25 protein-coding genes are annotated in these 25,896 nt (G+C 43.6%); 4 read left to right on the forward strand and 21 right to left on the reverse strand.

Annotated features, from left to right (window positions below; all coding sequences use genetic code 11):
• Positions 1 to 159: 159 nt before the first annotated feature.
• Positions 160 to 1,296, reverse strand: a complete 1,137-nt coding sequence (gene mltG, locus ACQKIC_RS06800) for an endolytic transglycosylase MltG (protein ID WP_402869693.1) — start codon at positions 1,294 to 1,296, stop codon at positions 160 to 162.
• A 327-nt stretch (positions 1,297 to 1,623) separates the two neighbouring features.
• Here mltG and ACQKIC_RS06805 point away from each other — a divergent pair, with 327 nt between their 5' ends.
• A complete protein-coding gene (locus ACQKIC_RS06805) occupies positions 1,624 to 1,779 on the forward strand; it encodes a hypothetical protein (protein WP_402869695.1) in 156 nt (51 codons plus the stop codon).
• 58 nt (positions 1,780 to 1,837) lie between these two features.
• Here the strand turns inward: ACQKIC_RS06805 and ACQKIC_RS06810 are convergent, their stop codons facing one another.
• From ACQKIC_RS06810 to cymR, 14 genes are all read right to left on the reverse strand, one after another.
• On the reverse strand, positions 1,838 to 2,134 hold the full coding sequence (locus ACQKIC_RS06810) for a DUF1292 domain-containing protein (RefSeq protein WP_402869697.1): 297 nt from the start codon (positions 2,132 to 2,134) through the stop codon (positions 1,838 to 1,840).
• Positions 2,135 to 2,145: 11 nt separating this feature from the next.
• On the reverse strand, positions 2,146 to 2,571 hold the full coding sequence (ruvX, locus tag ACQKIC_RS06815; RefSeq protein WP_402869699.1) for a Holliday junction resolvase RuvX: 426 nt from the start codon (positions 2,569 to 2,571) through the stop codon (positions 2,146 to 2,148).
• Positions 2,571 to 2,840, reverse strand: coding sequence for an IreB family regulatory phosphoprotein (locus ACQKIC_RS06820; protein ID WP_402869701.1), 270 nt, complete (start codon positions 2,838 to 2,840; stop codon positions 2,571 to 2,573). Before ACQKIC_RS06820 ends, ruvX begins: the two co-directional genes overlap by 1 nt.
• 67 nt (positions 2,841 to 2,907) lie before the next feature.
• Positions 2,908 to 5,544 carry an alanine--tRNA ligase gene (alaS, locus tag ACQKIC_RS06825; protein ID WP_427590537.1) on the reverse strand — a complete coding sequence of 879 codons (2,637 nt, stop codon included), beginning with the start codon at positions 5,542 to 5,544 and terminating at the stop codon, positions 2,908 to 2,910.
• Positions 5,545 to 5,852: 308 nt separating this feature from the next.
• Positions 5,853 to 6,929: an AI-2E family transporter gene (locus ACQKIC_RS06830; protein ID WP_402958331.1), complete on the reverse strand. Its 1,077-nt coding sequence runs from the start codon at positions 6,927 to 6,929 to the stop codon at positions 5,853 to 5,855.
• A gap of 215 nt (positions 6,930 to 7,144) precedes the next feature.
• Positions 7,145 to 7,363: a hypothetical protein gene (locus ACQKIC_RS06835; protein WP_402869707.1), complete on the reverse strand. Its 219-nt coding sequence runs from the start codon at positions 7,361 to 7,363 to the stop codon at positions 7,145 to 7,147.
• A complete protein-coding gene (locus ACQKIC_RS06840; RefSeq protein WP_402986358.1) occupies positions 7,353 to 7,814 on the reverse strand; it encodes a PRC-barrel domain-containing protein in 462 nt (153 codons plus the stop codon). Before ACQKIC_RS06840 ends, ACQKIC_RS06835 begins: the two co-directional genes overlap by 11 nt.
• A 585-nt stretch (positions 7,815 to 8,399) precedes the next feature.
• Positions 8,400 to 9,167 carry a TPM domain-containing protein gene (locus ACQKIC_RS06845; protein ID WP_427590538.1) on the reverse strand — a complete coding sequence of 256 codons (768 nt, stop codon included), beginning with the start codon at positions 9,165 to 9,167 and terminating at the stop codon, positions 8,400 to 8,402.
• Entirely contained in the window at positions 9,167 to 9,733 is a 567-nt protein-coding gene (locus tag ACQKIC_RS06850) for a LemA family protein (RefSeq protein WP_427590539.1), read from the reverse strand. Before ACQKIC_RS06850 ends, ACQKIC_RS06845 begins: the two co-directional genes overlap by 1 nt.
• Positions 9,734 to 9,844: 111 nt before the next feature.
• Complete coding sequence (gene recD2 / locus ACQKIC_RS06855) at positions 9,845 to 12,271, reverse strand: SF1B family DNA helicase RecD2 (protein ID WP_427590540.1); 2,427 nt, start codon at positions 12,269 to 12,271, stop codon at positions 9,845 to 9,847.
• Between the two features lie 39 nt (positions 12,272 to 12,310).
• On the reverse strand, positions 12,311 to 12,976 hold the full coding sequence (locus tag ACQKIC_RS06860) for a tetratricopeptide repeat protein (protein WP_402869717.1): 666 nt from the start codon (positions 12,974 to 12,976) through the stop codon (positions 12,311 to 12,313).
• A 143-nt stretch (positions 12,977 to 13,119) separates the two neighbouring features.
• The gene (mnmA, locus tag ACQKIC_RS06865) at positions 13,120 to 14,235 is read right to left on the reverse strand and encodes a tRNA 2-thiouridine(34) synthase MnmA (RefSeq protein WP_402986370.1); all 1,116 of its coding nucleotides are present in this window, start codon (positions 14,233 to 14,235) and stop codon (positions 13,120 to 13,122) included.
• A gap of 27 nt (positions 14,236 to 14,262) precedes the next feature.
• On the reverse strand, positions 14,263 to 15,408 hold the full coding sequence (locus ACQKIC_RS06870; protein ID WP_407407486.1) for a cysteine desulfurase family protein: 1,146 nt from the start codon (positions 15,406 to 15,408) through the stop codon (positions 14,263 to 14,265).
• A 200-nt stretch (positions 15,409 to 15,608) separates the two neighbouring features.
• Positions 15,609 to 16,028 carry a cysteine metabolism transcriptional regulator CymR gene (gene cymR, locus ACQKIC_RS06875; protein ID WP_402869723.1) on the reverse strand — a complete coding sequence of 140 codons (420 nt, stop codon included), beginning with the start codon at positions 16,026 to 16,028 and terminating at the stop codon, positions 15,609 to 15,611.
• Between the two features lie 298 nt (positions 16,029 to 16,326).
• Between cymR and ACQKIC_RS06880 the strand changes: the two genes are divergently transcribed.
• Both ACQKIC_RS06880 and ACQKIC_RS06885 read left to right on the forward strand, forming a co-directional pair.
• Positions 16,327 to 17,292: a nuclease-related domain-containing protein gene (locus ACQKIC_RS06880; RefSeq protein WP_427590541.1), complete on the forward strand. Its 966-nt coding sequence runs from the start codon at positions 16,327 to 16,329 to the stop codon at positions 17,290 to 17,292.
• A gap of 194 nt (positions 17,293 to 17,486) precedes the next feature.
• Entirely contained in the window at positions 17,487 to 18,758 is a 1,272-nt protein-coding gene (locus ACQKIC_RS06885) for a replication-associated recombination protein A (RefSeq protein ID WP_402986376.1), read from the forward strand.
• A gap of 28 nt (positions 18,759 to 18,786) precedes the next feature.
• Here the strand turns inward: ACQKIC_RS06885 and ACQKIC_RS06890 are convergent, their stop codons facing one another.
• From ACQKIC_RS06890 to ACQKIC_RS06915, 6 genes are all read right to left on the reverse strand, one after another.
• Complete coding sequence (locus ACQKIC_RS06890) at positions 18,787 to 19,434, reverse strand: DUF2642 domain-containing protein (RefSeq protein ID WP_402986379.1); 648 nt, start codon at positions 19,432 to 19,434, stop codon at positions 18,787 to 18,789.
• A gap of 225 nt (positions 19,435 to 19,659) precedes the next feature.
• Entirely contained in the window at positions 19,660 to 20,826 is a 1,167-nt protein-coding gene (locus ACQKIC_RS06895; RefSeq protein ID WP_402986382.1) for a DUF2642 domain-containing protein, read from the reverse strand.
• Positions 20,827 to 21,025: 199 nt separating this feature from the next.
• A complete protein-coding gene (locus tag ACQKIC_RS06900) occupies positions 21,026 to 22,309 on the reverse strand; it encodes a hypothetical protein (RefSeq protein WP_427590542.1) in 1,284 nt (427 codons plus the stop codon).
• Positions 22,310 to 22,498: 189 nt separating this feature from the next.
• Positions 22,499 to 23,188, reverse strand: a complete 690-nt coding sequence (locus ACQKIC_RS06905) for an ABC transporter ATP-binding protein (RefSeq protein WP_402987339.1) — start codon at positions 23,186 to 23,188, stop codon at positions 22,499 to 22,501.
• The gene (locus tag ACQKIC_RS06910; protein ID WP_402986387.1) at positions 23,188 to 23,565 is read right to left on the reverse strand and encodes a GntR family transcriptional regulator; all 378 of its coding nucleotides are present in this window, start codon (positions 23,563 to 23,565) and stop codon (positions 23,188 to 23,190) included. The genes ACQKIC_RS06905 and ACQKIC_RS06910 overlap by 1 nt, the downstream gene beginning before the upstream one ends.
• A gap of 4 nt (positions 23,566 to 23,569) precedes the next feature.
• A complete protein-coding gene (locus ACQKIC_RS06915) occupies positions 23,570 to 24,355 on the reverse strand; it encodes a hypothetical protein (protein ID WP_402986389.1) in 786 nt (261 codons plus the stop codon).
• Between the two features lie 152 nt (positions 24,356 to 24,507).
• Between ACQKIC_RS06915 and ACQKIC_RS06920 the strand changes: the two genes are divergently transcribed.
• Positions 24,508 to 25,437, forward strand: a complete 930-nt coding sequence (locus tag ACQKIC_RS06920) for a LytR family transcriptional regulator (protein ID WP_402986391.1) — start codon at positions 24,508 to 24,510, stop codon at positions 25,435 to 25,437.
• Positions 25,438 to 25,896 lie beyond the last annotated feature (459 nt).

Raw genomic sequence — 25,896 nt, forward strand, 5'->3', positions numbered from 1 at the left:
ACTATCTACGTTTCCTTATCTTTTCAAAATAAAACCCGGCAAAAGCCGAGTTACAGTCATCAATAAAATCGGATCTGAAATTTTTACGTTTACTATTCTATCATAAAAACAAGGGGAAAGTAATATCCCTCTCCCCTTAGTCCCTATTGCCCTTGCCATTTATTTATTGGTAATATGCTGTGCCTTTTTATTATTGTGCTCTTCCAGTGTTTTGGAATATAGAACTTCTCCTTCAGGTGTAGCCAAGAAATAAAGGTAATCGGTCTTCTTAGGCTTTAAGACCGCTTCAATCGAGGACTTTCCGGCGTTAGCGATCGGACCTGGAGTCAGGCCTTTGTTTTTGTACGTATTATATGGTGATTTCACCTCAAGGTCTTTGTATAGGACCCTGTCTTTGTGTGAGCCTTTTGCATACAAAACGGTAGGATCCGTTTGTAATGGCATATCTTCCTTGAGTCGATTATAAAAGACCGAAGCTATGGTTTTGCGATCGACCTGAGCTGTTGCTTCTTCTTCAACGAGTGAGGCAAACGTCAGTAACTGGTGGGCCGTATACTCTTTTTTCTCCATCAGTGATTCGAATGGCTGAAGGGTTTCCTCCGTTTTCTGGAGCATCTCCACTACCATGGATTCAATAGATGGTTTTTCTTCATAAAAGTCATAGGTTGCCGGATACAGGTACCCTTCAAGTGGATATACGACATTTTCATTATCGATTTCCGATGTCAGAAGCTCAGGGAATCTCGTTTGCATGGATTTTACGAATTCCTCATTATTCAATTTCTTAAATATCTCTTTAGAGTCTTGATCTGTCTTCACAGCGATAATATCGGCTATTTGGACTAGCTGCTTGCCTTCCGGAATCGTTATCCTAAGGACGGCCTCTTTCATCAGTTTCCCGGTTTTGATGCTCGTCACAATATCCTTGATTGGCATCGATGGAGAGAGCTTATACTCTCCTGCCTGAAAGCCGGATTCATTTCGGAACTTAATATAATATTTGAAAACACGCGCGTCTTTGATGATTTCCTGCTCTTCAAGCAAAATCGAAATATCACTAATGGATGAACCAATCGGTATTTTCACCGTCTTGATCGTATCATCCTCTGGATCAAAGGGCTTCATCGCCGAGTTAATATAGAAGAATCCCACAAGGACGACTATCCCTACAATTAAAATAAGTGCAGCAATCGTAATCATGATAATTTTACGGACAAGCTTGGCCTCCCCTTGTTGTTCTAGCATCTTCATTCGAATATGTTGTTTTTTAGATAGTTTTTGATCCTTTTCATCCATTTCCATTCCCCCTGCAAACTGCACACCCACTACAGATTGTTTCTAGAAGATGCTTTCTCTAAGAATAACTTTGCTTCGAATATTATACTAAAACCTACAAATAAATACATGTTTTTTGTATAACTACCTTCGTTCCTACTCTATTTATGGCAAAAGAAGGCCAGTTTTGTCAATAGAAGGTGGTTATTTTATAGGAATAAAGTGATAGGTTCCCGTCTATATAAATACAATGAATTTTCCGAACTTCGTTGTATCAGTTCCTTTAATTCATACAACTATTTGGATATTCATGATAAAATCCTTTTAGTGTGGAAGGGTGTGGAAAAAATGGATAATTCCTATGTCATGGGGTGGGGCACATTAGCATTAATCAATGCCGGAATTGCCCAGGGTAAAAACAGAACGGGTTTAAATTGGTTTCTATTATCATTAGTTTTAGGTCCAGTCGCTACTTTTATTCTCTTGTTTGTGGAGAAAAGATAAGGGATGGGGACATACTAAAAAAAACTGGCCTTGGGATACAAGGCCAGTTTTTGAGAAATTATCTTCCTTCTTCTTCTGCTTCTTCATTATCAAGGAATGTATTCAACATTTCCTCGACTAGATCCCACTCTTCTTCAGTTTCGATTGGAGCAAGCTCACCATCTTTGCTGTCTTCACTTGGTGTGAATGATGAAGCGTGGATTTCAATTTCTTCCTCGTCATCTTCAGCAGACATTGGGTAATAAAGTACGTAAGATTTGTTGAATTTCTCAGAGTCAAATGTGAATAAGATCTCACAAAGCTGTTCGTTACCATTCTCATCTACTACTGTAATATTGTTTTCACCGTGTTCCATTTATCTTCACCTCATATTGAATTTGTTTGTCTGTCCAAGAACCCTTGTAGAATCATGACAGCTGCCATTTTATCAATGACTTTCTTGCGTTTACTTCGGCTCACGTCCGCCTCGAGAAGGACACGTTCAGCTGCCATCGTTGTCAACCGTTCGTCCCAGAGAAACACTGGCAGCTTGAATTTCCATTCTAAGCGCTTGGCGAATTCTTGACTGATTTCGCCGCGCGGGCCAATGGTTCCGTTCATGTTTTTCGGGAGACCAATGACAATCTTAGAAACTTCGTATTCTTGTATGATTTCCTTGAGACGTTTTAAGCCGAATTCGTTTCCAGCTTCGTTAATTTTGATTGTTTCCAATCCTTGTGCAGTCCAACCCATCGCGTCACTCACGGCGACACCGATGGTTTTTGAACCTAAATCAAGACCCATTGTGCGCATTAGTATTCCTCTCGATGGTTCTTAAGATACGATTTGACCAATTCTTCAATGATTTCATCGCGTTCCAGCTTGCGGATTAAGTTGCGAGCATCCATATGGCGCGGGATATAGGCCGGGTCACCTGATAATAAATAACCGACAATCTGGTTAATCGGATTATACCCTTTTTCCTGGAGAGCCACATACACTTTTGACAAGACTTGCTGAACATCTCTTTCGAATGGTTCTTCAGGGAAATTGAACTTCATCGTTTTATCAAAGGAACTCATTATCATACACCTCTCCTCAGCGTCTTAGAATTCCATCATTACCTCATTGTACAACACTTTTCACTGATTATGAAATCGTTAGGACCCATTCTTCAACAAAATTAAGTGCCGCATCCAATTTTTCTGGGTCTTTCCCACCTGCTTGTGCCATATCTGGGCGTCCACCGCCTCCGCCACCGCAACGTGTAGCGACTTCTTTAATCAATTTACCTGCATGGAAACCGCGATCGATGTAATCTTTCGTAACGCCGGCTATTAAGTTGACTTTATCTCCTTGAGCCGATCCCAACACGATAATGACTGAATCAAGTTTTTGTTTTAACTCATCTGCCATCGCACGTAAATTATTCATGTCAGTAGCTTGGACTTTGGCCACAAGGACTTTCACGCCATTGATTTCTTTTACGTTCGAAACAAGGCTTCCCGCTTCGATATTGCTTAATTTAGCAGCAAGGCTGTCGTTCTCACGTTGAAGTTCTTTAGCATCCGCCAAAATGGTTTCGATTCTTGCAGGAACATCTTTCATATTCGTTTTCAATTTAGACGCTGCATCCTTCAATACATGAATCTGTTCAGCCATCAAGTTGTAGGCTCCCGCTCCTGTAACGGCTTCAATCCGGCGTGTACCTGCCCCGATGCCACTTTCAGAAACAATTTTGAATAAGCCGATCACTGCTGTATTCGGTACATGGACACCACCACATAGCTCAAGGCTATAGTCGCCTATTTGAACGACACGGACAATCTTGCCATATTTCTCACCGAATAGGGCCATCGCACCCATCGCTTTTGCTTCTTCGATATTTTTATATTCCGTATTCACTTGTAAGCTTTGCCAAATTTTTTCGTTTACAATCATTTCGATTTGTTCAATTTCTTCTGCCGTAATCTGACCGAAGTGTGAGAAGTCAAAACGAAGGCGTTCCGCTTGTACAAGCGAGCCGGCTTGATTGACATGCGTTCCTAAGACATCCTTCAAAGCTTGGTGTAGAAGATGTGTAGCCGTGTGGTTTTTCGTAATCTGGATGCGGTTTTCTTGATTGACCGCTGCCATGACTGTTGCATCAGTTGTTAATGTACCCGCAGTAACCGTGACACGGTGTAGGTTTTGGCCATTCGGTGCTTTTTGCACATCAAGGACATCCACTTTCACCAATTCACTCACAAGCGTTCCTTTATCGGCAATCTGCCCGCCACTTTCCGCATAGAATGGCGTTTTATCCAGGATTACCTGTACATCTTCGCCTTCATGTGCTTCCGTCGTAAGCTCACCATTTTTCACGATGGCTACGATTTTCGCTTCAATTGAAGCTTGATCATATCCGACAAATTCACTTTCGACTTTAATCTCACCTAATATTCCACCTTGGATTTGCATGGAGTCTACATCTTGACGAGCAGAGCGTGCACGTTCGCGTTGTGCTTCCATCTCTTTTGTGAAGCCATCTTGGTCAACTGTCATGCCTTCTTCTTCCGCATATTCCTCCGTCAATTCAATCGGGAAGCCGTATGTATCATACAAACGGAATGCATCGCTACCAGGAATGACCGTGTTGCCTTTTTCTTTTTCCTTCTTGATGACTTCAGAAAGGATTGCAAGACCATCATGAAGCGTTTCATGGAAACGTTCTTCTTCATTTTTGACCACTTTCGCAATGAAGTCCTTCTTGTCGAGAACTTCTGGGTAGAAATCCTTCATGATTTCGCCCACCACTGTCACAAGTTCAAACATGAATGGACGGTTGATGTTGATTTGCTTAGCATAACGAACCGCTCTGCGCAGTAAACGGCGTAATACATAGCCTCTTCCTTCATTGGATGGAAGTGCCCCATCCCCAACAGCGAATGCCACGGTCCGGATATGGTCGGCGATGACTTTGAATGCCACATCTTTCTCGGGATCGACACCATATTTCACATCGGCGATTTCTTCTACCGCATGAATGATCGGCGTGAAGAGGTCCGTATCATAGTTGGTTGCTACATTCTGCACGACAGAAGCCATACGCTCAAGCCCCATGCCTGTATCTATATTTTTCTTTGGAAGCGGTGTGTAAGAACCGTCCGGATTATGGTTGAATTGAGAGAACACAAGGTTCCAGACTTCTAGATGACGTTCATTTTCGCCACCTGGGAATAATTCTGGGTCATTCGGGTCATCTCCATATTCAGGTCCACGATCATAAAAAATCTCCGTATTCGGGCCACTCGGACCTTCACCGATATCCCAGAAGTTTTCTTCCAGACGAATGATTCGTTCAGCAGGAATGCCGATTTTCTTGTTCCAAATCTCGAATGCTTCTTCATCTTCCGGATGGATGGTTACGGCTAACTTTTCTTTGTCGAAACCAATCCACTTTTCGTCGGTCAGGAATTCCCAAGCCCATGTGATCGCTTCTTCTTTAAAGTACTCACCAATGGAGAAGTTACCAAGCATTTCAAAGAATGTATGATGACGTGCTGTTTTCCCCACGTTCTCGATATCATTTGTACGGATTGCTTTTTGAGCATTCGTAATTCTTGGATTCTCAGGAATCACCCGTCCGTCAAAATATTTTTTCAATGTGGCTACCCCGGAATTGATCCATAGCAATGATGGATCTTCATGCGGAACCAATGACGCGCTTGGTTCGATATTATGACCTTTTTCACTAAAGAAATCTAAATACATTTGGCGGATTTGAGCACCAGTTAAATACTTCATCTATATATCCTCCTCTAAAAAATATGTAATTTTGCGCACGACAAAAACTCCCATCCCAAAAACAGGGACGAGAGTCAACTCGCGGTACCACCCTGATTATGGACACATAAAACACCTTGTCCATCACCTTCATAAATGCCTTAACGCGGCAAGACGGCAGGTATTAACTGCTCTCCGGACTAGCTTTCTGCTGCTCTTCACCTCGCCATCCCTTTCAGCCTAAGGGGATGCCTCTCTTTTAGATGGTCTTCAGCATACTTCGTCCTTCAACGAATTATCTTATGTATTGGATTATATTCACAAGAGTTTTATTTGTCAACAAGCGGCGGCCTCTTTCTGAAATGAACCCTGGCATGCTGCACGAAAACTTTCAAAATGGCCAAAATCGGGATCGCAAGCACCATTCCAATAATTCCGCCTACCTCACCACCAGCCAGGAGGGCAAACATGATGAAAAGTGGGTGCATATGAAGGCTTTTCCCGACAATGAGTGGCGACAAAATATTCCCTTCAAGAAATTGCAGGATGGCCACGATGACAACGACGATGATCACCATTTTGACAGAAATGGTAGCGGCTATGATGACCGCTGGAATGGCCCCGATGATGGGACCAAAATAAGGGATTACGTTCGTTATCCCGATGATTGCACCCAATAATAAAGGATATTCCATCCCGGTGATCCAAAAAAGCAAGGATGAAATCACGCCGATCGCAGCACATACGATAATCTGTCCCCGGATATATCCCCCAAGAGAAGCATCGACATCTTGGACAAAGGCACGGCCCTGCTTGCGCCACCTTTTCGGCGTCATGTACCAGGCCATCCTTTTCAAAGAAGCAAAATCTTTCAGGATATAAAAAGCGATGAATGGGATGATGCCAATTAAAAGGACAAAATCGAATAGTTTCAAGGCGAAGTCCATCAGCTTTTCCGGCATTTCACTTAACCAATTTTCAAATAGGACAACGCCTTCCTCGAATCGTTCGTGGATCCCGAACGGCCAGTCTGCCGTTTGATGATTAAGCTTTTCCACCCTGCTCCGATATTGTTCAACCAGTTCCGGAACACTCTCCGAAAGTTCCCGTACTTGACTGGTCATCATGGGAATTCCCTTATATACCACAAATCCGATTCCTCCGAAAAAAACCAAATAAATAATCACAATCGATAGCCAACGGCGCAACCCTTTTTTGTTCAAAAATTCCACGACCGGATGCAGCAAGTAACTAATGAACGCTCCGATGAAAAATGGCAGTAGGACCGTTAAAACCACCGTAACGACGGGCCCCCACATAGGCTTCAGTTTCATAAAAATATAGATGATGAAAAATAAGAGCAACAAAAAGCCGAGCCGATAAAACCATTTCATGCGAATACTCACCTTACCCACCTCCCTAGCCCACTTATTATTCGAAGGGGAAGGGTTTTTCATACCCATATACTAGAAAAGCGATGCAATCAATGTGATTACATCGCTTTTTAAATGGGGTTAGAGCATCGATTTTATTTTCTTTCGAATTCTCTTCATTTTTTTGTTTATCGTTTTAGAATTCATCATGTTCATGAATCGTCTAGCCATAACATGCACCTCTTCCGTTAATTACATTTGAAGCGGCGGTCATTTTCCTCGAACAAATCATCCAAAGAACTTAAGCTTCCATCTTCTTCGACCTGATGCGTGTTGATCAAACCTTCAGAAATGGTCATTTCTATAAAACAATTCCAACAATAAAATTGGTTTACGCCAATTTTCCCGACATCCTTACTGCGACAATTCGGACATTGTATTTCCAAAATGGACACCTCACTGTTCATAAACTGAAACAATGATGGCATCCTTCCCTAAAGTAGGTGGTTGTTTTGACTCAATCACTGTCGATTCCGAGAAAAAACCATCCGTTGTTTCATACGCTATAATCGTGCCCATTTTTTCCAGAAAATATACGTCCTGCAGTAAGCCTAGCTCGTCGCCCATTTCTGAAAGAAGCATTCGACCCACTACCTCATCCTTTGAAAACCAGATGGAATCGTCCATCATTTTCTTTGGTGTCATATCCTGTTGCAGGACGACCCCATCGGGACCAAAGGAAAAGACATCTTCCAGTGCCAGAAGAAGATCCTTCTTGAATAATGCTTGCCGATGGATGACCAGACCGTTCACCAGCCCAGCATCTGATAGTGATAAATCGTGAACCATCCCGATTTTCTCACCCTGGGCAGTAAAGACCGGCAACCCCTTCAATACAGAAAACGTCCGCAAAGTCATCCCGCCCCTCCGAACATTTTTAGTATTTCTTCCTCCCCTCCATTAGATGTACTGAAAGGTTTTCCATTCCTTTTTTCAGCAAAAAAAAAACGGTTTCCCGATCTATACTTTTTTATGGCTTGTACAATGTGGACGTTGATTTCCACTCCAGGTACTCGCTTTCCGCAGGCGGTCCGCGAGCCTCCTCGGCTTTCGCCTGCGGGGTCTCCCGTAGACACGCTTTTCCCGCAGGAGTCTCGTACCTCCCGTCCCAATCAACTTTGTTTTAACTCATAGATAAAACCCTATTCCCCCTAAGTCATGATTGTTTTACAATAGAATTATAAAACTTGAGACGATGAGGATACTTTCTAAACACGAGTATATTCAGCGAGCTCGACTTGATATGATTACGGAAAAATCAACTGGTGGCATCGAACATTTGGTTCATAAAATGGAGGCTGCCCTGAATGTATAGAAGATGCCCAATTGGACATGGCAAGTTTAGGCAAAGATTCGAAAGGAATTTCAAAAGGGGAGCGGAACTTAATAATTCCACCCCCCTTTTGTCTACACTCTGAAGACCGGTTTCCCGGTCCTGCCTTTCTACCAACCCCTGCTGGAACCTCCGCCTCCCGAGCTTCCTCCGCCTCCGCCTCGAGGACCGCCACCGCCACGGCCGCCCCCTCCGCCTCCGCGACTGATGAACATCAAGAGGATATTGAGTAAGGTTTGAAGGAAAAATCCTTTGAAAAGTTTAGCATCCAAAAAGACCACAATAATCGCTACGATGATGATGAGGAAAATCTGAATGCCCGATAGCTGAGTGTTTTCTTCCGGTTGTACGGCATAATCTTGATAAAAGTCTTCCCCTAGATTGTACTCTTGTAAAACCTCATTATAGACGGCCTTATATGTTTCAGTCAGAGCAAGATTGTATTGATTCGCCTTCAAATGCGGAATGGCCACATTGTCCAATATCTGTCCTGATTGGATATCCGTAATGGCCCCTTCCAATCCGTACCCCACTTCGATCCGAATTTTCTTTTCCTCGACAGCGAGGACAATAAGGACTCCATTGTTCAATTCCGCATCGCCGAGTTTGAATGACCTTAAAGCTTCCACAGAATATTCTTCGATTTCGGAGCCTTCCATGGAATCGACGGTCAACACGGCAACCTGTGCTTTGCTGGCATCCTCCAACCTTTTTCCCAACTCAATTAACTCGGCTTTTTCCTGATCATTCAAGACGCCGGCAAAGTCCTGGACATAGATGTCACCAACTGGTTTTGGGATATTCGGTTCTGCTGCGACTACGTTTGCAAAGTTGAAAGTGAAAAGGAAAAGGAGCGCAAACACAGCAAGCTTTTTCATTACTTATCGCTCCCGAAATCAACCTTTGGTGTTTCTTTGTCTTGTTCACTCACTTCATAATACGGTCTCGCATCAAAGCCGAATGCACCTGCCATCATGTTCTTTGGAAAACGTTTAATTTCCTTGTTATACGAGGTGACCTGGTCGTTATAATCTTTTCTCGCCACAGTCAAGCGGTTCTCCGTTCCTTCCAAGCTATCCATAAGACTTTTGAAATTCTCATTGGCCTTAAGGTTTGGATACTTCTCCACTACCACCAAGAGGCGGCTCAATGCCCCGCTCAGTTCTTGATCAGCACCGATCGCATCCTCGGTGGTATTGGCACTGGCTAACTTCGCGCGTGCATCACTGACCGCTTTAATGGCCTCCGTTTCATGTGAGGCATAACCTTTTACCGTTTCCACAAGGTTCGGGATTAAATCCGCCCTTCGTTTTAATTGGTTATCCACCTGTGACCACTTATTGTCCACATCTTCACTGCTGCTGACGAGGCTGTTATAGGAAGTCGCGCCAAAAATGATAAGCAGGACCACGACAACTAGTCCGATTAACCAACCTTTTTTCATACTGTTTCCCCCTTATTTTGTTTCTAAGTATAATTACATTCTATATTTATTCCACTAAAACTATGAGTTATAAACTAAATCTAGACAAAAAGCCGAAGATTTAATCTTCGGCTACATAAAATCATATGGCGTAACATTGCCCATACCGATCATTGGATCTGCATGCAGGAGTACATCAAGATAGCTTTCCTCATGTTCCGGCACTCCTGCTTTTCCATCCAATCCTACAACTTCCTTAACAGAGAAATCCCCATCCAAGGTTTCCCGGAGCTTTTCAAGCAAGGTCGTTTTCCTGCGCATTTCATCGTTGCGCTCGATACCCAGGCGGAAAGCATCTTCTTCACCACACAGGATCAGGAAGCTTTTGCTTCGCGTTATGGCTGTATACAATAAGTTCCGGCGTAGCATCCGGTAGTAACTTTTCACGACAGGTAAAATCACGATCGGAAATTCGCTTCCCTGTGATTTATGGATGGAACAGCAATACGCGTGCGTAATCTGGTTCAGGTCCTGCTTCGTGTAGGTCACTTCAATGCCTTCAAACGAGATGATCACCTTATCTACATGATCCGTATTTTCCTTTGCGAACAGAATCGAGATGATTTCACCCATATCTCCATTGAAGACGCCCTCCTCCGGCTGATTCACCAGCTGGAGAACCTTGTCACCCGTCCGGTAGACGACATCACCGAATTTGATTTCGCGACGCTTTTCATCCTTATTGCTATTGAATACTTCTTGCAGCATCTTATTCAAAGCGTCAATTCCTGCAGGCCCCCGGTACATCGGCGCCAGCACCTGAATATCCTTGGCCGTGAAGCCCTTCGTCCTGGCATTCGCGACGACCTTCTCGATCACCTGAGCGATTTGTCCGGTCTGACAACGAATGAACGAGCGATCCGCCTGCTGCTTCGTCACATCGTCAGGAAGCCGGCCTTTTTTAATATCATGAGCGAGTTCAATGATCGATGAACCATCTGCCTGACGGTAAATATGTTCAAGACTGACAGTGGGCACACACTTTGACCCGAGCAGATCCTTGAGCACTTGACCTGGTCCCACCGATGGAAGCTGATCTTCATCGCCCACCAAAATCAGCTGGACATTTTCCGGCAACGCTTTAAATAACTTCTGAGCCAACCACGTATCCACCATGGACACTTCATCAATGATGACAATTCGTCCTTCGAGTGGATTATCTTCATCATGAGCAAAACCCTCGCTTCCGTTCCATCCAAGCAATCGGTGAATGGTCACCGCCGGAAGTCCAGTGGACTCTGCCATCCGTTTTGCCGCTCGACCTGTAGGAGCCGCTAGGACGAATGGAAAAGGATCTGCCCCTTCTTTTTTATAATCGTGGATGTCCATCGAAACCCCATGAAGTTCCGCATACAACTCGACGATTCCTTTAATGACAGTCGTCTTCCCCGTACCTGGACCACCCGTCAAAATCAACATCGGCGATTGGAGCGCCGTTTGGATCGCTTCTTTTTGTGCAGGAGCATAGGAAACATTGAGCCGTTCTTCCAGCTTTCCAAGCGCAAGTAGGAATTCCGATTCTGGAAACTGGTCTTCGTACTCCGTTTGGGCTAGCAAGCGCTTTATGTTCGCTACGATTCCCTTCTCCGAATAGTAGAGGGACGGCAAGTAAATACGTTGGTCTTCAACAATAATTTTGCCCTGCTCGGTCAATTCGATTATTTCCGAGGAAATATTCGTAAACTCTATTCGGTCCCGCTTATTTTCCTCTAGCAACCGTTTGACGGCTTCTAATAACTGCTCGGCCTCTATGTAGATGTTTCCATCCTGTAAGCATTGAGATTCAAGCGTATATAAGCAGGCAGCCTTGATGCGATCGGGATGGCTGCCTGAAATGCCTAGCTGGTGGCCAAGCTCATCGGCACGTCCAAAACCGATCCCTTCTATATCCTCCACAAGTTTGTAGGGATTCCCCTGAAGCATCGTGACGGTATCCTGTTTATACGTTTGATAAATCTTCATCGATAACTGTGGACCAAAGCCATATTGATTCAGGGCAATCATCACCTGCTCGAGGCCCTGGTGCTCGACCAATGTATCGTAAAGGCTCTTCGCCTTTTCACCTGTCAGCTTCGGAATATCATCAAGAATGGATGGCTGGGCCAGAATTTTGGAAATGGCATTCTCCCCAAGCTTTTCAACGATGCTCTCGGCCGTCTTTTTCCCGATGCCCTTGAATAGTTCACCGGATAAATAACTGACGACGCCTTCCTTAGATTGGGGAAGGTCTTTCCGGAATTGTTCCACATGGAATTGAAGGCCAAACCTGGGATGCTCCTTCAGGGCCCCATAGAATATATACACCTCGTCTTCATGCATCCTCGGAAAATACCCGGTAACTACCGCTTCCTTCTCATCATAATTCAAATTTGTTTCATCCAAACGGATTCTGACAACCGAATACATATTATCTTCGTTATGAAAAATCGTCACCAAATGGCGGCCTTTCATAAACATCTTCTCTTCAGAAAACAAATCCATCGAATCCTGCTGAGCCAACGCTTCTCCCCACCCTTCCCATGCTTTTTTCCATTCTATTTATTCAGCAGCCATTTCTTCCATCAGCTTCTTACCATGGGCCGCTAGCATATGATCTGGCTGTGCTTCCAGTGCCTTTTCAAAATAACCGATGGCAGCCTTGGAATCTTCCTTATGCCCTGCATATGCCACACCTAGATTATAATAGGCATCCGCATGACCAGGATCTTGTTCCACCACGATATTCAACTGTTTGATTAACTCATCATATAATTCCGCATTGGCCAGGCAAAGCGCGAATTGGAACCTCGCATCCACATCTTCGGGACTCAATTCCACCGTTCTTTGCAGATAAGGCATCGCCAATTTCGGCTGGTCCAACGCCATCAATGTCAGTCCAAGCATAAAGTAAGCATCACTGTTATCAAGGCCCAAACGGATTGCCTTTTCAAACATATCCTTCGCTTCAACCAACTTAGAATCCACTTCATAATATAAGTTCCCTAATGAATAATAAGCAGCCGCTGCATTTTCATCGAGTTCGATCGCCTTTTTATAGAACTTAACGGCTTTATCCGTCTCGCCAACCGCAGTCAGCACATTCCCAAAGTTTATGTAAGCAACTGGCTCAGTCGGGTTTTCCTCAATTGCCTCATTAAAAACCTTCGCCGCTTCCTCATATTTTCCTTGCTGCATAAACTCAATACCTTGTTGATTCTTATCCATCCTATTTCACGCTCCATTTTTTATTGAAAAGTATATAGCATATGCTATCACATTTTTTTATGTATATCATTGACGCCATTTAAGGTCTTTCTACAATGCAAACAAAATCCCCAACCGCAAATACAGCTGGGGACATGCTTATTTTACCCTACGTAGGTCAGTTTTTCACCTTTTTTAAACACTTCATCAATCGTACCGCCGCCTAGGCATACTTCACCGTCATAGAATACGACGGATTGCCCTGGCGTAATTGCCCGGACCGGCTCGTCAAATACGACTTCGACATCCCCGTTTTCCAGGACTTTCACCGAAACGCCGCTATCCACTTGGCGGTACCGGAATTTAGCCGTACACGTAAATTCAGTGGCTGGCATGTGTTCGGCAACCCAGCTCATCTTCACGGCTTTCAGTGAATCAGAGTAAAGTACATCATTGTTAAAGCCTTGGCACACATATAAAACATTGCGTTTCAAGTCTTTACCCGCTACGAACCAAGGTTCGCCGCTTCCACCGATACCAAGGCCGTGGCGCTGACCGATTGTATAATACATCAAGCCATCATGTGTACCCATGACCTTTCCGTCCATCGTGGTCATTTGACCAGGCTGTGCCGGTAGATATGTGCTCAAGAAGCCTTTGAAATCCCGTTCCCCGATAAAGCAAATACCGGTTGAGTCTTTCTTCGTTGCCGTCGCAAGACCCGCTTCCTTCGCAATTTCACGGACTTCCTTCTTATCGATATGTCCAAGAGGGAACATGACTTTTTCCAGCTGTGTTTGCGTTAACTGGTTCAAGAAATATGTTTGGTCCTTATTATTATCCACGCCGCGAAGCATCTTGTACTCGCCATCTTGGTACTTGACCTGTGCATAGTGACCTGTCGCCACATAATCGGCACCCAGGCTCACCGCATGCTCAAGAAAAGCCTTGAACTTGATTTCCTTATTGCACATCACGTCCGGATTCGGTGTCCGGCCCGCCTTGTACTCCTCCAAGAAGTATGTGAAAACCTTATCCCAATACTGCTTTTCAAAGTTGACCGCATAATAAGGAATTCCGATTTGGTTACAAACCGCAATCACATCATTGTAATCTTCCGTTGCTGTACAGACCCCGTTTTCATCCGTATCATCCCAGTTTTTCATGAAAATCCCGACCACGTCATAGCCTTGATTTTTCAAAAGCAGGGCAGACACAGAAGAATCGACGCCCCCTGACATCCCAACGACGACGCGGGTGTCTTGTGGTGCTTTCTTCATTCTGTCACCTCATCTATTTACAAAAATTTATTGTTGTACTAATCTTTTAACGATCTTCACGGTTATTTCTGCCGCTTCCCTGACTTCCTGCTCGGTATTGTTCAAACCAAAGCTGAAACGAATCGCATTCTTCGTCCGCTCCGAACCTTTTCCAAACATCGCGACCAAAACATGCGACGGTTCAATGGACCCCGCCGTACAAGCAGATCCGCTTGATACCGCGACGCCGGCCAAGTCCAAATTCACGAGCATCGATTCAACATTCGTACCAGGAAAACTGACATTCAACACATGTGGAAGCGCGTGCTCCCTCGATCCGTTAATTTCATATTGTACCTCTGCCTTATCAAAAACGGCAAGCAATACGTCTTTGAAAGAGTTGTATTGCTCCGTTTTACTCTTCATCGTACTTTGGGCAATGGACACGGCCTCGGAAAAACCAGCGATTGCCGGGACACTTTCCGTACCCGCGCGCCGTTTCCGTTCCTGTTCCCCACCGTATAAATGAGGGGCGAACTTCAATCCATCACGCATATATAAGAAACCGGTTCCTTTTGGTCCATTGATTTTATGAGCGGAAACACTCAATAAATCCACGCCCAGCTCCCGGACATCGATAGGAATCAAACCATATGCCTGCACCGCATCCGTATGGAAAAGGGCTTGGTGCTCCCTTAAGAGTTGTCCGATTTCAGCAATCGGCTGGATCGAACCCACTTCATTATTGCCAAACATGACGGAAACCAAAATCGTATCGTCCCGCAATGCCGCTTTTAAATCAACAACCGAAATGAGCCCCTCTTCATTCACAGGTAAATACGTGACCTCAAAGCCAGACTTCTCAAGGAATTGACAGGTATGCAGAATTGCATGATGCTCAATCTCTGTTGTAATGATGTGCTTGCCTTTTTTCTCATTCGCATGCGCAGCCCCGATAATTGCCGTATTATCCGCTTCCGTTCCACCACTTGTAAAAATGATTTCATTCCGTCCCGCATTGATACTTGCGGCAATATTCGAACGCGCTTCATCTAAAACATGACGCGCTTCCCGCCCGAACGCATGAATGCTCGACGGATTCCCAAAGTCATGGCTCATGACCGTCATCATCTTATCAATCACATTCGGATGCATCGGTGAAGTCGCAGCATGATCTAAATATATTCTGTTCACTTTTTTGTCGCCTCCATAGAATAGTTAGGCAATGCTCTATGATTAACCTGACTCTCGTGTTTACTAATAAAATGAAACTTGCAAAAAAATGCCTATTCACATAGAATTTTACCTTTAAATCAACCGGTAGTCCAATAATGGTTGTAAGATAGAACCCTTTTGAATAGGTATTTTTGCTTCATATTAATCTGTAGCCCCAATTAAATATAGTACATATAATCGTTTGTTTCACCATTGTCCTTGTAATTCGCCAAATCCACGAGCGTGGTATTATCGAGGACTTCTTTAACCGCATCGCGAATCCGGATCCAAAGCTGGCGTTTCACCGGCTCTTCATCCTCAATTCCCTCAACCGGGGTAATCGGTCCTTCCAACACGCGAATCACATCACCAGAAGTAATCTCATGAGGATCTTTCGACAAGACATATCCGCCATATGCACCACGAACACTCTTCACCAATCCTGCATTGCGAAGGGGCGCAATCAACTGCTCCAAATAATGCTCAGACAAATTATGCGTTTGAGCGATCGACTTCAAACTCTTCGGACCTTCACCATAATGCTTAGCAAGCTCAATCATGATCGTTAAGCCATACCGGCCTTTAGTAGATATCTTCATTTATATACACCTCAAATTATTAATCCGTTACTAAATTCTCTTGAAATTATAGCATATACCCAGTAGAAATGCATTCACCCACCCTCCATTTGTCAAATTATTCTAATTGGAGAGGTGGGGAAAGGGGGTGGATTGTAATGCCGGTGGTTGGATTACTCCCTTGCCTGGTTGAATTACCAACTAAGGTGGTCGAATTCCTAACTCGTTCTAAAATTTGACATATTTACTTTTGAAAAGAATAGGAAAAATAGTAAGAATTGAAGAATCTATAGGTAAAAGATTGAGAGGAGAAATTACTTTGATTGTTAAAGATTGCGAGATTCCTATAAAACTTCAGATGATACAGGCGCTTATTAAACGCTTGCCCATCACCCATCCAATTCACCCCGTCCTAAGTTCAGACTTTAACAGAAACATGGCAGGTTACAAAGGCGAACATCGAGTGATTCATGCTCTAAAATCCCTTCCTGAAAAAGAGTATCTAATCTTTCATGACCTTCGTCTACTCGCCTCTCCCTATCCCTTTCAAATGGACATTTTGCTACTCACTCCATGCTTTATCCTAATTCTTGAAGTGAAGAACATTGCTGGTGAGCTATACTTTGACAAAGGGTTCAATCAACTAATCCGCACTAAGTCAGATGGTCAAAGAGAGGCCTTTGATGACCCTATTTTACAAGTGAATCGCCAGCGCTCCCTACTAATCGAGTGGTTAAAAACAAAAAGCTGGTCAATCCCAATCGAAACTTTAGTAGTTAGTTCGAACTCATCCTCAGTAGTAACTGCTGAAAATAAAGATATTACTACTAAAGTAGTCATACGCCGAGATTTTCTATTTCATAAAATTAGAGAGTTCATAAAAAAGCATGACGAAGAGAAATTAACAAAAAAAGAGCTGAAAAAAGTTACCAATCATTTATTGAAGGCCCATACACCTCTTATACCTAATCTTCTGGAGAACTATAAAATTCCTATAACCGATCTAAAAACAGGCGTTTTCTGCCCTCGATGTTCGTCCTATCCAATGAAAAGGAAAAATGGAATCTGGATCTGCCATTCCTGCTCAAACAAATCAAAAGATGCTCACCTTTCATCGCTTCAAGATTATTTCTTCCTCATAAAGCCCACCATTACTAACCAACAATTAAGGGAATTTCTCCATATCCATTCTGCATCAACTGCAAATAAACTGCTTAAGGCTATGGACTTGCCTCATACAGGTGTTACGAAAGGACGAGTATACCATTTAAAATTGAAGACTTAACATTGTGGTTGAATTATATTCTTCCGTGGTTGAATTACTGCCTCGCGTGGTCGAATTATCTCTTGTTGTGGTTGAATTATTGCCTCACGTGGTCGAATTCTCCCACACAACCGTCGAATTCCCCTCCACAAACGCATATTCTGAGCATTTTCCCCTTTGTTTGTGATACCTTATATAAAAAGGAGAGGTGCGTCATGAATATTAAACCGCTTGCTTTCCGGATGCGGCCCCGTTCGATTGATGAAGTCATCGGGCAGGAGCATCTCGTCGGTGAAGGAAAAATCATCGCGAGGATGGTCAAGGCCAAACAGCTGTCTTCGATGATTCTGTATGGTCCTCCCGGCATCGGCAAGACGTCCATTGCGAGCGCCATCGCCGGCAGCACGAAGTTTGCCTTCCGGACACTGAATGCTGTAACGAATAATAAAAAAGACATGGAAATCGTCGCTGCCGAAGCCAAGATGTCCGGCAAAGTGATCCTGCTGCTCGATGAGGTCCATCGCCTGGATAAAGCGAAACAGGATTTCCTCCTTCCCTACCTTGAAAATGGGATGATCACCTTGATTGGTGCGACGACAAGCAATCCTTATCACGCAATCAACCCGGCCATCCGCAGCAGGTGCCAGATTTTCGAACTAAAGTCTCTGGAAGTCACTGATATCATCAAAGCCCTCGAACGTGGATTACAAGATGAGGAACGTGGTCTCGGTCACTATCAAACAGATGTCAGCACCGATGCTCTGGCACATTTTGCGACAGCTTCGAACGGGGACGTCCGCAGCGCCCTTAACGCTCTAGAGCTCGCGGTCATTTCTACTGAGCCTGACGAATCCGAAACGATTGTCATCGATGTAAAAATTGCCGAAGAGTGCATGCAGAAAAAGAGCTTTTCGCATGACAAGGATGGAGATGCCCATTATGACGTCCTATCTGCCTTCCAAAAATCAATCCGTGGCAGCGACGTGAATGCGGCCCTCCATTATTTGGGCCGATTGATAGAAGCCGGTGACCTTGTCAGCATCGCCCGTCGCTTGGTCGTCATCGCGTATGAGGACATTGGCCTGGCGAACCCTCAAGCTGGTCCTCGCGCCCTTTCTGCAGTCGAGGCAGCCGAGCGTCTCGGTTTTCCGGAAGCCCGGATCCCGCTTAGCAATTCGGTGATTGAGCTTTGTCTATCGCCTAAATCGAATACCGCCTATAAAGCAATTGACGCGGCACTCGCCGATATCCGCGCCGGCCATAGCGGCGATGTACCCGATCACCTTAAAGATGCCCATTATAAAGGGGCTACCGACCTGGGCCGCGGCGTCGACTATCTCTATCCGCACGATTATGAAAGCGGATGGGTGAAACAACAGTACCTACCGAACAAACTACGCAACAAAAAATACTATCAACCGAAAAAGAGTGGGAAATTCGAACAAGCCCTCGCATCGGTCTATGAGAATATAGAGAAAAAGAAATAACTCCGGATCGTAGTAGATCCGGAGTTATTCATTGTGGAAACTGAAAGCTCTTCACATGCCGCATATTTACATAAAACTCTTCGCCTTGAGCATCCATCATATGGATGAGACCATCCTTCAATTGTATGATTCTCCCTATGTCCATCGGGTGCTGCCCTAAATCGAGTACCACCAATTTATTTGTCAATTTTTTCAGTTGTTCCTCCAAAGTACGCGCCCAGCTAAGGCTGGAAACTTGAAGAAGCTGCTCGCTTTTACTCAATCCGTATGGCCCCTTTTCATCATCACAGACCGTTAGCCACTTTACATGCTCCATGGAGATGAACATCGTTTTATAGGCAGGAGAATGAAAAATGAAATAATTATTCATGATACCCACGATATAGCCATGGATGGGTTTGTTTTTCGTGAGCAAAATCTCAACAAAGAGCCCTTTCGCATTCATCAGCATCTTACGAAATGACGTCTCACTGATTTCCGGGTCCTCTCCTCCTTCAATCCCTTCATCTATTATGGGAAAAGAATAATTCTTAATGTGTCGCTGCGGTACATAACGGTACACCTCTCCCGTGTATAGGACTAAGATATCCGTACTTTCTTCTATTAAATTCCCAAACACAAGAATATTTCCTGAGAGTTCTAGCTCCATATACTGTCCAATATATTTAGAAAACAAATATAATCCACCTTTCCTTCCTTATGGCGAGGAATCGTTCTTGAATCCTGTCCTAATTTGGGACACTCCGACTTGTTTCAGAGATTCGCTATAGGAATCACCCCTAGGTCTAGTCCAATAATCGCCCATGCCCTTGATCACCTTTTGGACAACCCATATGCCTGTCCCTTTTTAATAAGAAGGCACAACAACTTCATTGGTTGCTGTACCTGTGTGGTCGATTCTTTATAGAGTTGTCTTTGAAACTTTAATTAGGTTCTCAAGCCAGATTTTCTTAAACGTATTGACACGCGTACGGTTTTTATCCTTTCTATGACGGCGACGACGTTTCTTACATTCATCTGAACTTTCAGGTGAGCTGCTGCTTTCACATGAGGATGAACTTTCAAACGAGCTGCTGCTCTCACATGAGGATGAACTTTCATACGAACTACTGCTCTCACATGATGATGAACTCTCATAAGAGCTGCTTTCACTTGATGAACTTTCAGGGGCTATACATTCACATGAAGAACTTTCATGAGAGCTACTTTCACATGATGATGAACTTTCATAGGAACTGCTTTCACTTGATGAACTTTCACTGGAACTGCTTTCACTTGATGAACTTTCACTGGAACTGCTTTCACTTGATGAACTTTCATGAGAGCTACTTTCTCTCGAGGAACTCTCATGGGAAGAGCTTTCTTTGTTTTTATCTTTGTCCTTATCTTTCCCCCCACCATCATTCTCCCTTGGGAAAAATAGTCCGATGGATTGGATTTGATCTGTCGTGATATAAAATATTTCGTCTTTATTCACGACAACAATATAGTCTTCTTCAACTTGTATCAAGACACCCTCAACCTTTTCAGGGCCACCTGCATGAACCGAAATCCAGGAGTAAATCAATTGAGTAAGAGCTCCATTCAGGGTATCGTTAGGAACATCCGGAAACTCCGGCCATGTGGAACGGAAGGAAACCTCCACAATCGCTACGCTCTTAATAAGAGCAATCGGGAATAGAACGAGCCCGTCCTTCTTAGTCGATAACACGATATATTCTGTAGTTACCTCGACGATCTGGCCGATTTTTGAAGCTGGGCCACCGCCGTTCACCTGAACGAATCGGTTATCTAATGTTTCCAATAAGCCGACGAACGTTGGCGGAAATGCATAGCCATCATCAAAAGGAGGGAGTACATCCTCTTGAGATTTTTTTGCATTAACAACCACGATTTTCAGTTGGGCAATCGTATAATACACGAGTTGCTTCTCTTCAGTCAGAAGGACGATATACTCATCATTCACTTCTATCAGCCTGCCTTCTCTTGAATCAGGCCCGCCTTTAAATACTCTTACAAATTTCCCCTGCAAAGCTTGAAGGTACGGTAAACTAATTATTTCTGCCATTTTTCCTTTAGCCTCCAATAGTTATTTATACTTTAGTGATATCCGTACTGCATATATATGCGCCTTCTTTCTATTGCGGACTCTTCTAAGCACCCATTTTCTAGTAAATCGTCGTTTACCTAGAGAGATTACACGTAAAATAACCATGAACAGGCCTTCCTAAAAAAAATGACCCCGGATTTTCATCCGAGGTCACCTCTTATTTTTCTTTTTTATAGGAAACAGCCACTCTCCCGCTTTCCTGCTGTCCTGACTTGGTTACTGTCACGTACACTTTGCCCGATTTCTTACCGAGCTGCTTTATAGAAAGAGTTAGCTTTTTGCCTTTCGCCGTCCCTTTCACCAACATGCTTCCTTTGCTTTTTGCCTTGTAAATCTTCACGACATCGCCTTTGGCAAGGGAACTGATGACCACGGTATCGGCTTTTCCCTTATGATTCGTCACCTTGACCTGGCTTGTTTTCACAGAAGGCGAGGTTTCGCCCTTAAACGTTTGGGCGACACGATCACTTTCCCTCAAGGGTGATTTCATCACGGTCACGTAGACCTTACCTGTCTTTTTGCCAAGCTGGCTGACCTTAAAACTCACTGAAGTGCCTTTCGCCGTCGTTTTCGCTATGACATTCCCTTTACTTTTCACATCATACACCGTGACGACATCACCTTTTTTCAGGCTGCTTACCTTTACACTATCCGCTTTGCCTGTATTGTTCGTCACATTGATTTGGGAAGCCTTTAATGAACTGGTCCTATCTGAAATCGTAAACTCGTACGGAACATCGACGGAATCATCATAGTTTTCCATCACGAAGTAATAGGTCCCTTTTTTCATATAGGTTGTGAGACTTCCATTTTCATTCGAATTTAATTCTGCCAACTTTTTATTGGAACGATCTTGGATAGATCCACGCCATATCGTGTCCCGTTTTTGTTTCATATTCAATGTGACATTTCCATTTTGCGGAACGACGAATCTAAAGTAATCGCGATCATCAGAGTGACTAATGACCCCTTTATATGTGGCATTCAGGTTGATGGCATTCGCTGTAGCTACCTTATCATTGGACTCTTTTTCGTAATACTGGCTTTTTGTATATTTCGTGGAAAATTGATAATCCGCTTTGGAGCCTTGCCCGCCACTATTGTTGATCCGCACATAATACGTCCCTTTAGGCAAACCTACTTGCACTTCATCAAACCCGGATGTATCATCCTGTCTTTTCGTATAAACGAACGTATAGATGTAGCCTTTACTATTCTGGATATGTCCCTCAAAAGAGGTCTTGGCATTCCGTTTGATCGATAACGTGACATTTCCCGGCTCAGTTAAAATTACTTTATACAAAATCTCCTTCTTATTAGCTAAAGAACCCTTATACATCTTGTTCATGTTAATCGTTTTAGCTTGATTCACGGTCGAAGCCGCATGTACATCCGCTTTTCCTGCCACTGAGAACATAAAGATGCAAGCACCAAACATCATCAAAAACCTTATATACCTCTGTTTCCGCACACGTTTCATTTCCCTTCATATGTAAATTAGTAGTTAAATGATATTAGTTATATTTTCCTATTAATCCATAAGTTTATCAACATTTTCTTATGTGGTAATTATACCCAAAAGCTTTTTTACAATAAAAAGACCCCAAATCCTCATTTGGAGTCCTACTAATCACCTATAATGTGCTTTCATCCATCCCACTACCGATTCCCCGTTTCTTTCACGGATGCCTTCCACTTCCTCTTTGGCAATGATTTGCCCATCCTGGATCAATAGCACTTCATCCAGGACCTTCTCGATATCATCGATTTCGTGCGTCGTGATGATGACCGTTTGTTTTTCAAAATCAATATACGTAAGCAGGCTGCGAACAATCTCTTCACGAACCATCACATCCAAGCCTGAAAATGGTTCATCCAATAATACGATTGGTGCCTCCCGTGACAACGCCAGCACCAATTTAAGACGGCCCCTGTTTCCCTTCGACATAGAACTGACTTTCTTTGAAACATCCAGCTTCATGAATGCCAGCATTTCCATGGCCTTTTTATGATTGAAATCCGTAAACTGCGAAGCATGAAAATCAATATAATGACCAACCGTAAACGCGGGGTAGAAAAAATCTAACTCCGTCAAATACGACACGCAAGAGGCAATCCTCCTGCTTACCTTATCTCCCTCGACCGTCACCTCACCATGATCCGGTTTCACCAAACCGGCAATCAGTTTGAGCAGGGTCGACTTACCGCTTCCATTGGCCCCTAACACACCATAAATCTTTCCTACATCAAACGAAAGTGAAACACGATCCAGTGCCACAATTTTTCCATACTTCTTCGTCACTTCCTGCATTTCAATCATCATTCCACATCACCCCGTTCTGTCAAAAATGCCTGTACCGCCGTGAGCATTTCCGGCTTTGACAAGCCAATCTCTTTCATATTTTCCACGAACGTTTCCATGATTTCCGTTTGGATCCGCACCCGTAACGAAGCGATCAAGGTTGGATCATTTTTAACGAATGTTCCCTGCCCCCTTTTTGTCTCCACAATTCCATCCCTTTCAATCTCAGCATACGTGCGCTGTATCGTATTTGGATTAACGCCTGTTTGAATAGCCATCTCCCGAACCGATGGTAGCTTTTCACCACTTTTTATCTCCCCGCGGACAATCGAATAACAAATTCGATCCGCTACCTGTAAATAAATCGGCTTTGTCGCATGAAACTCCTCTGTCATACACTTACACCTCGATCTTTCGGTCCAGCAGCCAACATGAAGCTAGGAATAATAACACTAACGTGATGATATCCAACCCGGTTGTCAGAAGGGATATGCCTCCCGTATTTAGATAAAATTTCAAATTATCAGCCGACATGGTAAATGAAGAGTCACTCAAAACGTCCACGACCCAGACCGTATCCATTTGTTGATAAACAGCCGTACTTTCATACCAGCTCCCCACCATGACCATCCCTATAAATAGAAGGGAAACGATCAGCCAACGAAACGGTTTAATGGCTGACACCCGAGCCAATGCATGGTAAACCACCCATAAAAATAACATGACCAGGGCAAGGAAAAGACTGACCGCCATCAAGAAAATACCCATTTGGAGTAAATTATAGAATGACATCATACTCTCCGTGTGAAAACTCACACCAAAATTGCTCGTCGGAATCCTCATGGTCACAAAAGTGAGCAGGCAGGCAAACAGCAATGACATCCCCTGGAACAGTACACTGATCAACAATTTACTACCTAGTAGCATCCCGGAAGACTGTGGATTATACAACCAGACTTGTGCCTTCCCTTCCACATTCAAACGACTACATATAAGGAAAATCATTATCAGCGGATGCATCAACATGACCATCGGTGAACTGATGTAAAACAAACCAGCCACTTCGAAATACTTCGCAAGTAAATAGGCAACAAACACTAACCCCGCCTGGGCCAGCAGCAACCAAAGAAGAACCGACTTCCCGATCAGCCACTCCTTTTGCATCAATCCTCTAAACGCTTTCACTTCCCCATCCCCTTTACCACTGTGTTAGTTAAATAGTACACGACTACACATGCATTGTCAAATATACTATAAAATACCAAAAATCCTATTATTTAAATAACTAATTTATTATAATAGATTAAGTGATTATAAAGCGAGGAAGGAAGTAGACGATGAGACATGAAAAGAAGAAAAAAAAGAAACGAACATGGCCAAAAGTAGTCGGCATTATCGTCCTTCTTTTTATACTAGCCGGGGGGACTTTTGCATTCTCCGTATGGAATTCCTTAACAAAGACAGTCGAAACCATGCATACACCTATAGAGCGCAGTACAGATAAACGGACCAAAGAACTCGTATTATCGGATTATGAGCCTTTTTCCATGCTGATGCTCGGTGTCGATGAACGGGAAGGCGACAAAGGCCGCTCGGATACGATGATTGTCTTGACCGTCAATCCAAAATTGAAGTCCGTGAAGATGCTGAGCATCCCACGAGATACTCGTACTGAGATTGTCGGACATGGCACCCAGGATAAAATCAATCACGCCTTTGCATTCGGTGGCGCCGCGATGGCGATGGATACGGTCGAGAATTTCCTTGATATCCCGATCGACTATTATATGAAGATCAATATGGAAGGCTTTAAAGATATCGTGGACGCAGTTGGCGGTGTCACCGTCCAAAATGATTTGAACTTCACTGAAGAGGGGACGACCTTCAACAAAGGCATGATCGAACTGAACGGTAAAGAGGCGTTGAGCTATGCCAGAATGAGATATGAAGATCCAAATGGTGATTTCGGGCGTCAATCCAGACAACGTGCCATTATCGAAGCTGTCATTAAAGAAGGGGCGAGCGTATCGACCTTAACGAGTTACGACGACGTATTCGACGCACTAAGTAAAAATATCCAGACTAATTTGACGTTTGATGACATGATGGACATTCAAAAGAACTATAGAGACGCAAGCAATGACATTTCCCAATCATCCATAACCGGTACCGGAACGAAAATCGACGGAATCTACTACTATATTGTGTCGGAAGAAGAACAAAAAAAGATTCAAACAGAATTAAAGGAACATTTAACCGTCAAATAACGCAAAACGAAAAAGCTGCCTGGACCGCATCCAGACAGCTTTTTCATTTTACCCATCCAACATTCTGACAAAAAACGGACACCCATTGTAGAGATTTGTTGGAATTTTTGTTGTTTATTAGAGGGGAAAAGACGGTATAATCTAATAAGAGCTAAGAAATTCCTTCTTCCCCTTGAACCTTTCATTACGAGAATCAACTTTCATTAGACACAAGGTCATGTGAATCATCATGCTTAGATTTAAACATTTCAAACAAATAAAAGGAGTGGATTGTATGAAAATCAAGGCAGGTAGTTGGGCAATGTTAAGCAAACAAGACAAAATGTTTATTCTGAAGGCCATCAGTGATCGCTCTAGAATGAAATATGCTTCATGATTAATACTTTAATCCGTCAATTCCCTTATAAATATCCTCTCCCTTTTCGATAAAAGGAGCGAAATGTTGAAAAAGGAGAGGCA

The organism is Peribacillus sp. NPDC046944 (assembly GCF_050272735.1).
Taxonomy (GTDB): domain Bacteria; phylum Bacillota; class Bacilli; order Bacillales; family DSM-1321; genus Peribacillus.

Excerpts from the sequence above, each read along its gene's own strand:
- mltG (WP_402869693.1), bottom strand. The coding sequence starts at position 1,296 with ATGGATGAAAAGGATCAAAAACTATCTAAAAAACAACATATTCGAATG.
- ACQKIC_RS06805 (WP_402869695.1), top strand. The coding sequence starts at position 1,624 with ATGGATAATTCCTATGTCATGGGGTGGGGCACATTAGCATTAATCAAT.
- ACQKIC_RS06810 (WP_402869697.1), bottom strand. The coding sequence starts at position 2,134 with ATGGAACACGGTGAAAACAATATTACAGTAGTAGATGAGAATGGTAAC.
- ruvX (WP_402869699.1), bottom strand. The coding sequence starts at position 2,571 with ATGCGCACAATGGGTCTTGATTTAGGTTCAAAAACCATCGGTGTCGCC.
- ACQKIC_RS06820 (WP_402869701.1), bottom strand. The coding sequence starts at position 2,840 with ATGAGTTCCTTTGATAAAACGATGAAGTTCAATTTCCCTGAAGAACCA.
- alaS (WP_427590537.1), bottom strand. The coding sequence starts at position 5,544 with ATGAAGTATTTAACTGGTGCTCAAATCCGCCAAATGTATTTAGATTTC.
- ACQKIC_RS06835 (WP_402869707.1), bottom strand. The coding sequence starts at position 7,363 with ATGAACAGTGAGGTGTCCATTTTGGAAATACAATGTCCGAATTGTCGC.
- ACQKIC_RS06840 (WP_402986358.1), bottom strand. The coding sequence starts at position 7,814 with ATGACTTTGCGGACGTTTTCTGTATTGAAGGGGTTGCCGGTCTTTACT.
- ACQKIC_RS06845 (WP_427590538.1), bottom strand. The coding sequence starts at position 9,167 with ATGAAAAAGCTTGCTGTGTTTGCGCTCCTTTTCCTTTTCACTTTCAAC.
- ACQKIC_RS06850 (WP_427590539.1), bottom strand. The coding sequence starts at position 9,733 with ATGAAAAAAGGTTGGTTAATCGGACTAGTTGTCGTGGTCCTGCTTATC.
- ACQKIC_RS06860 (WP_402869717.1), bottom strand. The coding sequence starts at position 12,976 with ATGGATAAGAATCAACAAGGTATTGAGTTTATGCAGCAAGGAAAATAT.
- mnmA (WP_402986370.1), bottom strand. The coding sequence starts at position 14,235 with ATGAAGAAAGCACCACAAGACACCCGCGTCGTCGTTGGGATGTCAGGG.
- cymR (WP_402869723.1), bottom strand. The coding sequence starts at position 16,028 with ATGAAGATATCTACTAAAGGCCGGTATGGCTTAACGATCATGATTGAG.
- ACQKIC_RS06885 (WP_402986376.1), top strand. The coding sequence starts at position 17,487 with ATGAATATTAAACCGCTTGCTTTCCGGATGCGGCCCCGTTCGATTGAT.
- ACQKIC_RS06895 (WP_402986382.1), bottom strand. The coding sequence starts at position 20,826 with ATGGCAGAAATAATTAGTTTACCGTACCTTCAAGCTTTGCAGGGGAAA.
- ACQKIC_RS06900 (WP_427590542.1), bottom strand. The coding sequence starts at position 22,309 with ATGATGTTTGGTGCTTGCATCTTTATGTTCTCAGTGGCAGGAAAAGCG.
- ACQKIC_RS06905 (WP_402987339.1), bottom strand. The coding sequence starts at position 23,188 with ATGATTGAAATGCAGGAAGTGACGAAGAAGTATGGAAAAATTGTGGCA.
- ACQKIC_RS06910 (WP_402986387.1), bottom strand. The coding sequence starts at position 23,565 with ATGACAGAGGAGTTTCATGCGACAAAGCCGATTTATTTACAGGTAGCG.
- ACQKIC_RS06920 (WP_402986391.1), top strand. The coding sequence starts at position 24,508 with ATGAGACATGAAAAGAAGAAAAAAAAGAAACGAACATGGCCAAAAGTA.